This is a genomic window from Streptococcus pantholopis, assembly GCF_001642085.1.
GTDB classification, from domain to species: Bacteria; Bacillota; Bacilli; order Lactobacillales; family Streptococcaceae; genus Streptococcus; species Streptococcus pantholopis.
In genome coordinates this window covers 2,016,105-2,028,521 of the sequence record NZ_CP014699.1, presented here as the reverse complement: position 1 = coordinate 2,028,521, position 12,417 = coordinate 2,016,105, and the positions used below count along the sequence as shown (strand labels likewise).

The following is a 12,417-nucleotide window of genomic DNA, read 5'->3' as shown; positions in this document are numbered from 1 at the left end:
ACTGCCAGACTTTTTTGAGCAGTTGGGGAAAAGCAGCCTTATCCAGCTCTTAAGCTTCACAGAGGAGCTGGTTTTTGTGCTGTTATAAAACCGTTGACAAAATTATAGAGCAGGAGGTGGGTATGAAGAGAATTCGAAATTTATTTGCCATCGCTTTAGGTGTTGCTATTTATACGTTTGGGTTTGTCAAATTAAATATGGCCTACCAACTGGCAGAGGGGGGCGTTGCTGGGGTAACACTGATTGTGCACTCTTTATGGGGGATTAATCCAGCTTACTCAGCATTCCTTTTCAATTTGCCGCTTTTTATTATTGGGACCAGAGTTTTAGGCAGAAAAGCACTGACTTTAACCATTTACGGGACTCTGCTGATGTCTTTTTTTATGTGGTTCTGGCAGCAGGTCCCTTTGAAGATTGTACTGGAGCACGATATGATGCTGGTAGCGGTTGTTGCCGGTTTATTCTCTGGAGCAGGGAGCGGGCTTGTTTTTCGCTATGGTGCCACGACTGGAGGGACTGATATTATAGGGCGTCTTCTCGAAGAAAAAATGGGATTTAAGCTCGCTCAGACCTTACTGTTTATTGACGCGCTAGTTCTCACTGCCTCTCTGGTTTATATTGATTTGCAGCATATGCTTTACACTTTGATTGCCAGTTTTGTCTTCAGCCAGGTGCTGACCATCGTCCAAAATGGCGGTTATTCTGTCCGCGGCATGATCATTATCACCAGCCGATCTACAGAGGCTGCAGAAGCTATTCTTCAGGAAATTAACCGAGGTGTAACCTATCTGCAGGGGCAGGGGGCATACTCCGGTCAGGAGCGAAAAGTCCTTTATGTGGTTCTCAACCCTGGGGAGGTCAGAAGTGTTAGGGCCATCTTAGCACGTTTAGATCCGGATGCCTTTATTTCCATTATTGATGTTGATGAGGTGATCAGTTCAGATTTTAAAATCCGAAGACGGCGTTATGAACGATAAGAGTGTCTTGAGTTAAAAAAAACAGAGCAAAGCGTATTATCACGCTTTGCTCTGTTTGTTAATGTAACAGCAGCAAAAAGGAAATCCCTATATTTACATCTCATTTGGCGCTTCAACTCCAAGCAAACGTAGCGCTTCTTTGAGCACAGTGGCTGTTGCATAGCAAAGAGCAAGCCGGCTGTCACGTTCAGCATCTTCTGCAATAATACGGGTGTGGGCATAGTATTTATTGAAACTTTGAGCTAAATGAATCGCATGTTTAGCAATGAGGGAAGGCTCAAATCGATCTGCTGCCCGATTGATGACATCAGGAAAAGCCTGAATCAGTTTAATGATATCCCAGCTTTCTTTATCATTAAGGCTGTAAGTGGCAGCAGCATCTGGCGAAAAGGCGGCTTTCCGCAGGATAGATTGGATGCGGGCATGCGCATACTGAACATAAGGACCGGTTTCACCTTCAAAGGAAACCATTGCTTCCAAATCAAAATCATAGCCATTCATTCGGTCGGATTTCAAATCATAAAACTTAATGGCTCCTACTCCAACAGCATGAGCAACAGCGTCTTTATTAGCAAGATCAGGATTTTTAGCATTGATTTGGTCTGCTGCCCGCTTAATGGCTTCAGCAAGGGTTGGTTCCAAAAGGATAATATTTCCTTTACGTGTGGACAGCTTTTTGCCGCCTTTAGTCACTAAACCAAATGGAACGTAAACAATATCATCAGACCAGTCATAGCCCATTTCTTTAAGAATGGCCTTGAGCTGTTTGAAATGAGCAGCTTGTTCATTTCCTACTACATAAATCGATTTAGCAAATTGGTACTGACGTTTGCGGTAGAGGGCTGTTGCTAAATCGCGCGTGATGTAGAGTGTGGCACCATCAGATTTTTTAATAAGGGCAGGGTGCTCCATCCCATATTTTTCAAGGTTTACGACCTGTGCTCCCTGGGACTCTTGAAGCAGTCCATTGGCTGTCAGGAGGTCAATGATTTCTGCCATTTTATCATTATAGAAAGCTTCACCGTTATAGCTGTCAAAAGTGACTCCCAGCTGGTCATAAAGATGGCTGAATTCAAGCAGGCTCTCTTCTCGGAACCACTGCCAAAGTTCCAGGGCCTCTTCATCTCCGGCTTCCAGTTTGCGGAACCATTCACGCGCCTGATCATCCAACTCAGGATGGTTTTGAACTTCAGCATTGATACGGACATAGAGCTCAAGCAGTTCTTTGATAGGATGGGCCTTGACAGCCTCTTCCTGTCCCCATTTTTTATAAGCTAAAATAAGCAGTCCGAACTGCTTGCCCCAGTCACCTAAATGATTGATTTTAATGGTTTGGTAGCCTAGCTTTTGAAAAATCATTGACAGACTATCTCCGATAACCGTAGAGCGCAGATGTCCGATTGAAAAGGGTTTGGCAATGTTGGGGCTGGACATATCGATTGTCACACTGCCCCCTTCTCCGAGATCTTGCCGGCCATAATCAGAACCTTGTGAGATAACCTGTGCGATAAGATCCGCTGAAAGCTTGTTTTTGTTTAAAAAGAAATTGATATAAGGGCCTACAGCTTCGACTTTTTCAAAATCTTCGGAATCAATTTTTTCAGCAATCTCTGAAGCGATCATCTGGGGCGCTTTACGCCAGCTTTTAGCTAAAGTAAAGGCTGGGAAAGCCCAGTCTCCCATATCGGAATTTTTTGGAACCTCCAGTAAATTTGTGATAGCAGACAGCTCTAAATCAGGAACGGCCTCTTTAATTTTTTCGGCGATCAGATATTTTGTATCCATCTAGCATTTCTCCTCAAATAAGTAGTCACATTATTTTAACACAAAACTTGAAATTAAACGAGACTCACTTGCTAAATTGTATGGACTGATATTGAGGGAAATGCTGGTTTTTAATCATTTTCAGTCTTAAACGCCTGCTCAGGCTGAAGATCAAGAAGCATGCACAAAACTTCTCTGTCCCTCTTTGGTAGGAGCAAAGAGGATAGCTGAAATATTCAGGGTTTTTTGCTATAATTTTAAGTACAAACAGACAGTTAAAAGGAAGATGAATGAATAAAACAGAAAGACAAGCTAAGATCAGACAGCTTATTCAAACAGGCCACATCAGTACACAAGAAGCGATAAAAACAGCCCTGCAAGCTGAAGGAATACGGGTTACTCAAGCCACCCTTTCCCGTGATTTACGTGAAATCGGTCTTCTCAAACGCCGTGATGCTGACGGAAAACTCTATTATACTTTGTCAAGCTCCTCTGCCAGCCGCTTTACCCCCGTTATTCGCTCCTATATTCTAAAGGTAGCGCGTGCAGAGTTTATACTAGTGCTGCATACGAATTTAGGAGAGGCTGATGTTTTGGCCAATCTTATTGACAGCGCCCAGCTCTCTGATTTGCTGGGGACGGTTGCAGGAGCCGATACGCTGCTTCTTATCTGCAGGGACAGTGCTGCGGCTGCAGCCTTTGAACAGGATCTGCTGGCAGGTTTGTGAGTGATGGCTATGCGTCAATTTGAGGAATCTGTAGAAAAATTGCTGGCAGCTGTTCGCAAACACGACAGTGTTCAGGCCTTTCAAAAAGCCGAACAGCATGTTAAAGAACTGCCTGAGCTTGAGCGTCTGGCCCATAAAATGAAGGCCTACCAGCAAGACGCTGTTTTGTTTCAAAAAATTGAAAAAGACCAGGCCGCATCACAAGCCGGCTACAAAGCTGATGAGCTGGAACAGGAGCTGTCTCGTTTGCCTGTTGTTCAGGATTACCGGGAGAAAATGCAGGATGCCAGCGACCTTCTGCAGTATATTACCAAGACTTTAGAGGAAAAGATTAACAAGGAGTTAATTGATGACAAGTGAAAAACTGTCTCCAGGTATGCAGCAGTATTTGGATGTTAAGCAAGAATATCCAGATGCTTTTTTGCTTTTTAGGATGGGAGATTTTTATGAGCTGTTTTATGATGATGCTGTCGAAGCCGCACAAATCTTAGAAATCAGCCTGACCAGCCGCAATAAGAATGCTGATCAGCCGATTCCTATGGCGGGTGTTCCCTATCATTCGGCCCAGCAATATATTGACATCCTTGTTGAGAGAGGTCACAAGGTAGCTATAGCTGAACAGATGGAGGATCCCAAGCAGGCGGTTGGTGTTGTGAAACGGGAGGTCGTTCAGGTCATCACACCGGGAACAGTCGTCGATTCTGCCAAACCGGACAGCGCTAATAATTTTTTAGTAGCCCTTGATTCAGATGGCGCTGATTTTGGTCTAGCTTACATGGATTTATCCACAGGTGAGTTTTATGCCACTCTGATGACTGATTTTTTCAGTGTCCGCAGTGAGATTCTGAATCTAAAAGCGCGTGAACTGGTTATCGGCTATGATTTATCTGAGCATGAGGAACAGATACTGACTCAGCAGATGAATCTTTTATTATCACAGGAGGAGACAAGACTGCAAGCTCCTCATCTGATTGATGCTAACCTGTCACCGCTTGAAATTTCTGCCGCAGAAAAACTTCTTCAGTATATCCAGCAGACGCAAAAACGTGAGCTCAGCCATTTACAGCAGCTAATCCATTATGAATTTAAAAACTATCTGCAAATGTCTTACACCAGTAAGACTAGCTTAGACCTTTTAGAAAACGCCAGAACCGGTAAAAAGCATGGCAGCCTTTACTGGCTTTTAGATAAAACAAAGACAGCCATGGGGATGCGTCTGCTGCGCAGCTGGATTGACCGGCCGCTGGTGAGCCGAGAAACTATTTTAGAAAGGCAGAATATTATTCAGGTCTTTCTGGATTCATTTTTTGAGCGGAGTGACCTGACTGACAGTTTAAAAGGAGTCTATGATATTGAGCGCCTAGCTAGCCGTGTTTCATTTGGGAAAGCTAATCCTAAAGATTTACTGCAGCTGGGCCACACTTTAACCCAAGTCCCCTTGATAAAAAAGATTTTAGAAAGCTTTCAGTCTCCGGAGGTTGACAAGATTGTCAAGCAAGTTGACACTCTGCCGGAATTAGAAAGTCTTATCAGCTCAGCTATTGACCCTGATGCTTCAGCCATCATTACAGAAGGCAATATCATTCGTACTGGCTTTGATGAGACACTGGATAAATACCGTAAGGTTATACGTGAAGGTACAGGCTGGATTGCTGATATTGAAAACAAAGAACGCCAAGCCAGCGGTATCACTAACCTGAAGATTGATTACAACAGAAAAGATGGCTATTATTTCCATGTTACTAATTCCAACCTCTCTTTAGTACCCGACTATTTCTTTCGCAAAGCAACCTTAAAAAATTCTGAGCGTTTTGGGACAGCTGAACTGGCAAAAATTGAAGGGGAAATGCTGGAAGCGCGGGAAGAATCAGCTAATCTTGAATATGAGATTTTTATGCGTATCCGCAGGCAGGTTGAAAGCTATATCTCTCGGCTGCAAAGTCTGGCTCGGGCTCTTGCGACAGTAGACGTTCTGCAAAGTTTAGCAATTGTTGCTGAAAATAATCATTATGTGCGGCCGCGCTTTAATGATGAACAAACAATTGCTATTGAAAACGGCCGTCATGCAGTAATTGAAAATGTTATGGGAGCACAGGAGTACATCCCAAACAGCATCGACCTTGATAGAGAAACGCATATCCAGCTCATTACGGGACCGAATATGAGCGGGAAATCAACTTACATGCGCCAGCTGGCTTTGACTGTTATCATGGCTCAGTTGGGAGCATTTGTTGCTGCTGATAAGGCTGACTTGCCGATTTTTGATGCAATCTATACACGTATCGGTGCGGCAGACGACCTTATTTCCGGTCAATCAACCTTCATGGTGGAAATGATGGAAGCTAACCAGGCCTTAAAAGCTGCAACGGCACATTCTCTGATCCTCTTTGATGAGTTAGGACGAGGAACAGCAACTTATGATGGGATGGCCTTAGCCCAGTCTATTATTGAGTACATTCATCATAATATTGGTGCTAAAACAATGTTTGCCACTCACTACCATGAGTTAACAGAGCTGGCTGATGATCTGCCTCATCTTGTTAATGTCCATGTTACGACTTTGGAGAGAGATGGCGAAGTGACTTTCTTGCATAAAATTGCTGCCGGCCCAGCTGATAAATCTTATGGCATTCATGTTGCTAAAATTGCCGGTCTGCCTCAAACTTTATTAAAAAGAGCAGATAATATCTTAACAAATCTGGAAGCTGCTGCAGCCCATATCCCTTTGTCAGAAAAAGGGTCTGATGAAAGTCCGTCTTCTCAGGTACAGGCAGGACAGCTAAACTTATTTGCAGAAGAAAATTCCCATCAAGACCTTATTCAAAGATTGCAGAATCTTGATGTTATCAACCTTACACCAATGGAAGCTATGAACGCTCTCTTTGAACTGCAAAAAATGCTGTAGCCTCGAGTTGTTTTAATTCTGCAGCCTGGAGTTCATCTGCTGAAACTGGTTTTATGGCTACTGACTAAGTGAGGAAAAACATGTCAAAAATTATAGAATTACCAGAAATTTTAGCTAATCAAATTGCTGCCGGCGAAGTGATTGAAAGGCCGGCCAGTGTTGTTAAAGAATTAGCTGAGAATGCTATTGATGCTGGCAGCACGCAGATTGTTATTGAAATCGAAGAGTCTGGCCTCAAAAAAATTCAAGTGACAGACAACGGTGAAGGGATTGAGCAGTCTGATGTCGCTTTGAGTCTGCAGCGCCATGCAACCAGCAAAATTAAAAATCAGGCAGATCTTTTTCGTATACGGACGCTGGGTTTTCGGGGGGAAGCGATTCCTTCCATTGCCTCTATCAGTACTTTTACTATGAAAACAGCGACTGCATCAGCAGAACATGGCACACTTTTAGTTGCTAAAGGCGGTGAAATCGAAAAGGAAGAGCCCATCTCCACACCGGCAGGGACAAAAGTAACTGTTGAAAATCTCTTTTTCAATACACCGGCCCGTCTTAAATATATGAAAAGTTTACAGGCGGAGCTGGCTCATATTGTTGATGTAATCAACCGTCTCAGTCTGGCCCATCCGGAAATTGCTTTTACTTTGATCAGTGACGGGCGACAGCTGATTAAGACGGCCGGTGCAGGCGATCTGCGTCAGGCTATCGCTGGTATCTATGGTCTGAATACGGCTAAAAAGATGGTGGAAATTTCGAATGCGGATTTGGATTTTGAAGTATCCGGTTTTGTCAGCCTGCCGGAGCTGACTCGTGCCAACCGCAATTATATCACTATCCTTATCAATGGCCGCTATATCAGAAATTTTCTCCTTAACCGCGCTATTTTGTCAGGTTATGGCTCTAAACTTATGGTTGGCCGCTTTCCGATTGCTGTGATCGATATCCAGATCGATCCTTACTTAGCAGATGTCAATGTCCACCCCACTAAGCAAGAAGTTCGTCTTTCAAAGGAACGTGAACTGATGCAGCTGATTAGTTCAGCCATTGCAGAAAGCCTTAGTGAGCATGATCTGATTCCTGATGCACTTGAAAATCTGGCCAAGTCCAGTACACATACAGCTTTTAAACCTGAACAGACCAGCCTGCCTTTACAGCATAGTAAAGCACAGGTTAAGCCATATCAGAAAAGCTTTTCTATGCAAAATGAAAACATCGAAGAAGCTTTTGTACCTTTAGAGGAAGTTGACAAGTCTGTAAAGGAGCTTGACACATTGTCTACGGTCAGGTATGCCAGCCGAAATTCAGCAGAAAATTATGATCAGGAGCATCCTGATATCGATTTCAAGAATAAATCAAAAATCAGCAAACTGCTTAATAAGCTGGAAAATGAAGAGCAGTCGCATTTTCCGGAGCTAGAGTACTTTGGGCAGATGCATGGCACCTATCTCTTTGCTCAAAGTGCCGAAGGGCTCTACATTATCGATCAACATGCAGCACAAGAGCGTGTAAAATATGAATACTATCGTGAAAAAATCGGAGATGTTGACAGCAGTTTACAGCAGCTTCTAGTTCCCTATCTCTTTGAATTTTCAGCTGCTGATTTTATCAGCCTTCAAGAAAAGATGCCGATGCTCAATCAGGTCGGTATCCACTTGGAAGCTTATGGTGAAAACACATTTATCTTACGGGAACACCCTATCTGGATGCAGGAAGAAGAGATTGAATCGGGAGTTTATGAGATGTGCGACATGCTTTTGCTGACAAACGAACTCTCGGTAAAAACCTACCGTGCTGAACTGGCTATCATGATGTCCTGTAAACGGTCCATCAAAGCCAATCACACCCTAGACGACTATTCCGCACGTGATTTGCTGTTGCAGCTGTCCCAGTGCAAGAATCCTTATAACTGTCCGCACGGCCGGCCGGTTTTGATCCATTTTACAAAATCGGATATGGAAAAAATGTTCAGGCGGATTCAAGAAAATCATACCAGTTTACGGGAACTGGGGAAATATTAAGAAAGCGAAAAAATGTACGATTATATCAAGGGAAAACTGACAAAAATTACTGCAAAATACATCGTTGTTGAAGCTGGAGGAATCGGCTACATTGTCAATGTCGCCAATCCCTATAGTTTTTCAGATGCAGTGAATCAGGATATTCAAATTTATTTGCACCTGGTTGTTCGTGAAGACGCTCAGCTCCTCTATGGTTTTCATAGTGAAGACGAGAAATCTGTCTTTTTACACCTGATTTCAGTCTCAGGAATCGGCCCGACAACGGCTTTGGCTATTATTGCCGTCAGTGATAATCAGGGGCTGGTCAGAGCGATTGACAACAACGATATTAAATACTTAATGAAATTTCCTAAAATCGGGAAAAAAACGGCTCAGCAAATGGTTTTAGACCTTGCTGGTAAATTTACTGCTGAGCCGGCAGAAAGCAGGAAGACCCAAAAAGAAAGTCCATCTGATCATTTTGCACTTGATGAGGCCATAGAAGCACTTCTGGCTCTGGGCTATAAGGCTAGCGAGCTGAAGAAGATCCGCTCCTTTTTTGAAGGAACAGATGAAACAACAGAAGCCTATATTAAATCCGGTCTGAAAATGCTTATGAAATAGCAGCGTTCCTAGGAACAAGCTGTATTTTTGTACAGTAAGGCCCGAATTTCCAGGCCTTAATCTGCAGTGCAAGACAGTAAAGTCTGTCAAAGAAAAAAGAGGGGGTTGAGAAATGAAAGATAAGAGAAGTCAGGAGCCGAAACGCTGCGGCTGGGTTAAGATGAGCAACCCCTTATATGTGGACTACCATGACAGAGAATGGGGAAGGCCTTTACATGATGAAAGAGCCCTGTTTGAATTATTCTGTTTGGAAACCTATCAGGCTGGTTTGTCTTGGGAAACAGTCCTAAATAAGCGTTCAGCTTTCAGGAAGGCATTTTCTGATTATGAAATAGAAAAAGTAGCCGCAATGACAGATGTTCAGCTTGAAAAAATTCTGCAAAATCCAGACGTTATCCGCAACCGCCGAAAAATTTTTGCGACACGCACCAATGCTCAGACCTTTTTAGAAATTCAAAAAAAATTCGGTTCGTTTGACCACTATATTTGGTCTTTTGTTGAAAACAAAACAATCCATAACGAGATTTCAGATTACCAAGAAGCCCCTGCTAAGACCCCTCTTTCCGAAAAAATAGCTAAAGAATTGAAAAAACAAGGCTGTGCTTTTATCGGGCCTGTCGCTGTTTACTCTTTTCTTCAGGCAGCAGGCTTAGTAAATGACCATGAACAGAACTGTACTTTTAACCCTATACACTAAAAAGGTTGCTAACCATTGCGATGAAGAACTGGTTTAGAGTCAGTTCTTTCTTATTTTTGGCAAATTTATGCTAGAATGTAGAAAAATTACGAATAATAAATAAAGGAGATTAAATGAAAGCAGAAATTATTGCGGTAGGAACCGAGCTGCTGACGGGGCAGATTGTAAATACCAATGCCCAATTTTTATCTGAAAAGTTTGCTGAATTAGGGATTGACGTTTTTTATCAGACAGTTGTCGGCGATAATGAGAACCGCCTTTTGTCTGTCATTGATATTGCCAGCAGCCGCAGCAACCTTGTTGTACTTTGCGGCGGGCTTGGGCCGACCGATGATGATTTGACGAAACAGACTCTGGCAAAGTATTTAGGCCGGCATCTGGAGTTTGATGAACAAGCTGTGCAGCGTTTAGATGCATTTTTTGCAACACGCCCCCAATTTACCAGAACTCCAAATAATGAGAGGCAGGCCCAGCTGATTGCAGGCTCCGTTCCACTGCAGAATACAACAGGTTTAGCGGTCGGAGGAATCATCGAACAGAACGCAGTCACATACGTCGTACTTCCGGGACCTCCAAGTGAGCTGATTCCGATGGTTACAGATCAGCTTGTCCCCTATTTAACTCAGTCCAATCAGCGGCTCTACTCGCGTGTTTTGCGTTTCTTCGGTATCGGTGAAAGCCAGCTGGTGACTGTTTTAGCAGATGTTATTAAAGATCAGACTGATCCGACCATTGCTCCTTATGCAAAAACCGGCGAAGTGACTTTGCGCTTATCCACTAAAGCGGTCAGTGAGGAGGCAGCCGGCCTTAAACTCGACAAGCTTGAAGAGCGGATTATGGCTATAAAAACACTGGATGGTGTGAGTCTGAGCGACTTACACTATGGTTATGGTGATGATAATAGCTTGGCTCGTACGGCCTTTGACCTCCTTAAGGAGAAAGGAAAGACCGTAACAGCGGCCGAAAGCCTTACAGCCGGCCTGTTTCAGGCGAGTTTAGCAGAATTTTCCGGGGCTTCGCAGGTTTTTAGCGGGGGTTTTGTAACCTACAGTATGGAAGAAAAAGCAAAAATGCTGAAAATTCCCCTTACAGACTTACAGGCTCATGGTGTAGTCAGCGCCTTTACTGCTGAAAAAATGGCCGACCAGGCCCGGAAACTGACAGATTCGGATTTTGGCTTGGGTCTGACTGGTGTTGCCGGACCTCAAGAATTGGAAAAACAGCCGGCAGGTACTGTTTTTATCGGTTTTGCAAGTAAAGAAAAAGTCTATTCGCTTAAGCTGGAGCTAGGAAGCCGAAGCCGTTCGGACATACGCTATATCACAGTACTGCACGCTTTCAATTTGATACGCCAAACTTTATTAAAAGACTGAAATTTGCTATAATAATTAAGGTTGGTAAGGTAAAGTTTTGACAAGGATTTAAGACTGGAAAAGTCAGTGCAGAAAGGAGCACTTTTCGATTCAGAAAATCTACCGACCCTTAACTATTATCCAGACCTTTCATTAGTAACAAGGAGAGAAAATTGGCTAAAAAAGCAAAAAAAACAGAAGAAATTACTAAAAAATTTGGGGATGAACGGCAAAAGGCCCTGAATAATGCTTTAAAAAATATCGAAAAAGATTTTGGTAAAGGAGCAGTAATGCGCTTGGGAGAGCGTGCTGAGCAAAAAGTTCAGGTCATGAGTTCAGGCAGTCTTGCACTGGATATCGCTCTTGGTGTTGGGGGCTATCCTAAAGGGCGTATCGTTGAAATCTATGGCCCTGAGTCCTCTGGGAAAACAACAGTTGCCCTGCATGCTGTGGCGCAGGCGCAAAAAGAAGGCGGAATCGCTGCTTTTATTGATGCAGAACATGCCTTGGATCCAGCTTATGCACAGGCTCTTGGTGTTAATATTGACGAACTGCTTTTATCTCAGCCGGATTCAGGTGAGCAAGGACTTGAAATTGCCGGGCAGCTGATTGACTCAGGAGCTGTTGATTTGGTTGTAGTCGATTCTGTGGCTGCACTTGTTCCGCGGGCTGAAATTGACGGAGATATCGGCGACAGCCATGTAGGCCTGCAGGCACGTATGATGAGTCAGGCGATGCGCAAGCTTTCAGCTTCAATTAATAAAACAAAGACAATCGCCATTTTTATTAATCAATTGCGTGAAAAAGTCGGCATCATGTTTGGCAACCCTGAAACAACTCCAGGCGGCCGGGCACTCAAGTTTTATGCGTCAGTGCGTTTAGACGTCCGCGGTAACACACAGATTAAAGGGACAGGCAGCAGCAAAGATACCAATGTCGGTAAAGAAACTAAAATTAAGGTTGTCAAAAATAAGGTAGCTCCTCCGTTTAAGGAAGCCTTTGTGGAAATCATGTACGGTGAAGGTATTTCTCGTACAGGGGAACTTTTGAAAATCGCCAGTGAATTGGATATCATTCAAAAGGCTGGGGCTTGGTATTCTTACAACAATGAAAAAATAGGTCAGGGATCAGAAAATGCGAAAAAATTTCTGTCAGACCATCCTGAAATTTTTGATGAAGTGGATCGTCAAGTTCGAATAGCATATGGTATGCTGGAAGAAGATCAAAACTCAAAAGCATCAACAAAGGCTGAAAAACAGCCTGAAGCAGAGACAAAAGAAGACGATCTTGTCTTGGATCTTGACGCTGCCATTGAAATTGAAGAGTAAAAAAACAGTCCAGTGGACTGTTTTTTCCTGAGCTTAAAAATTAAA

General features: G+C 43.4%; 10 protein-coding genes. 9 read left to right on the top strand and 1 reads right to left on the bottom strand.

The genetic code is table 11. The features are described 5' to 3' along the window. The first annotated feature begins 122 nt into the window (after positions 1 to 122). Positions 123 to 977 carry a YitT family protein gene (locus A0O21_RS09340; protein WP_067064550.1) on the top strand — a complete coding sequence of 285 codons (855 nt, stop codon included), beginning with the start codon at positions 123 to 125 and terminating at the stop codon, positions 975 to 977. A gap of 93 nt (positions 978 to 1,070) precedes the next feature. Here the strand turns inward: A0O21_RS09340 and argS are convergent, their stop codons facing one another. Continuing rightward, complete coding sequence (gene argS, locus A0O21_RS09335) at positions 1,071 to 2,762, bottom strand: arginine--tRNA ligase (RefSeq protein ID WP_067064548.1); 1,692 nt, start codon at positions 2,760 to 2,762, stop codon at positions 1,071 to 1,073. A 269-nt stretch (positions 2,763 to 3,031) separates the two neighbouring features. Here argS and argR point away from each other — a divergent pair, with 269 nt between their 5' ends. The 8 genes from argR (at position 3,032) to recA (ending at position 12,372) form a co-directional block, all read left to right on the top strand. Continuing rightward, positions 3,032 to 3,469, top strand: coding sequence for an arginine repressor (gene argR / locus A0O21_RS09330; RefSeq protein WP_067064546.1), 438 nt, complete (start codon positions 3,032 to 3,034; stop codon positions 3,467 to 3,469). 9 nt (positions 3,470 to 3,478) lie between these two features. Further along, positions 3,479 to 3,829, top strand: coding sequence for a YlbF family regulator (locus A0O21_RS09325; RefSeq protein WP_067065285.1), 351 nt, complete (start codon positions 3,479 to 3,481; stop codon positions 3,827 to 3,829). After that, positions 3,819 to 6,374 (top strand): DNA mismatch repair protein MutS, encoded by a 2,556-nt coding sequence (mutS, locus tag A0O21_RS09320; RefSeq protein WP_067064544.1) that lies wholly within the window; start codon positions 3,819 to 3,821, stop codon positions 6,372 to 6,374. Before A0O21_RS09325 ends, mutS begins: the two co-directional genes overlap by 11 nt. Before the next feature lie 80 nt (positions 6,375 to 6,454). Beyond that, entirely contained in the window at positions 6,455 to 8,392 is a 1,938-nt protein-coding gene (mutL, locus tag A0O21_RS09315) for a DNA mismatch repair endonuclease MutL (RefSeq protein ID WP_067064542.1), read from the top strand. Between the two features lie 12 nt (positions 8,393 to 8,404). Then, a complete protein-coding gene (ruvA, locus tag A0O21_RS09310; RefSeq protein ID WP_067064540.1) occupies positions 8,405 to 8,995 on the top strand; it encodes a Holliday junction branch migration protein RuvA in 591 nt (196 codons plus the stop codon). 112 nt (positions 8,996 to 9,107) lie between these two features. After that, positions 9,108 to 9,692 carry a DNA-3-methyladenine glycosylase I gene (locus A0O21_RS09305; RefSeq protein WP_067064538.1) on the top strand — a complete coding sequence of 195 codons (585 nt, stop codon included), beginning with the start codon at positions 9,108 to 9,110 and terminating at the stop codon, positions 9,690 to 9,692. Between the two features lie 113 nt (positions 9,693 to 9,805). Continuing rightward, the gene (locus tag A0O21_RS09300; protein ID WP_067064536.1) at positions 9,806 to 11,065 is read left to right on the top strand and encodes a competence/damage-inducible protein A; all 1,260 of its coding nucleotides are present in this window, start codon (positions 9,806 to 9,808) and stop codon (positions 11,063 to 11,065) included. A gap of 152 nt (positions 11,066 to 11,217) precedes the next feature. Next, complete coding sequence (recA, locus tag A0O21_RS09295; protein WP_067064534.1) at positions 11,218 to 12,372, top strand: recombinase RecA; 1,155 nt, start codon at positions 11,218 to 11,220, stop codon at positions 12,370 to 12,372. The last annotated feature ends 45 nt before the right edge of the window (positions 12,373 to 12,417 follow it).

Bases quoted from the DNA above. Each gene is read 5' to 3' on its own strand.
- A0O21_RS09340 (WP_067064550.1), top strand. From the start codon at position 123: ATGAAGAGAATTCGAAATTTATTTGCCATCGCTTTAGGTGTTGCTATT.
- argS (WP_067064548.1), bottom strand. From the start codon at position 2,762: ATGGATACAAAATATCTGATCGCCGAAAAAATTAAAGAGGCCGTTCCT.
- argR (WP_067064546.1), top strand. From the start codon at position 3,032: ATGAATAAAACAGAAAGACAAGCTAAGATCAGACAGCTTATTCAAACA.
- A0O21_RS09325 (WP_067065285.1), top strand. From the start codon at position 3,479: ATGCGTCAATTTGAGGAATCTGTAGAAAAATTGCTGGCAGCTGTTCGC.
- mutS (WP_067064544.1), top strand. From the start codon at position 3,819: ATGACAAGTGAAAAACTGTCTCCAGGTATGCAGCAGTATTTGGATGTT.
- mutL (WP_067064542.1), top strand. From the start codon at position 6,455: ATGTCAAAAATTATAGAATTACCAGAAATTTTAGCTAATCAAATTGCT.
- ruvA (WP_067064540.1), top strand. From the start codon at position 8,405: ATGTACGATTATATCAAGGGAAAACTGACAAAAATTACTGCAAAATAC.
- A0O21_RS09305 (WP_067064538.1), top strand. From the start codon at position 9,108: ATGAAAGATAAGAGAAGTCAGGAGCCGAAACGCTGCGGCTGGGTTAAG.
- A0O21_RS09300 (WP_067064536.1), top strand. From the start codon at position 9,806: ATGAAAGCAGAAATTATTGCGGTAGGAACCGAGCTGCTGACGGGGCAG.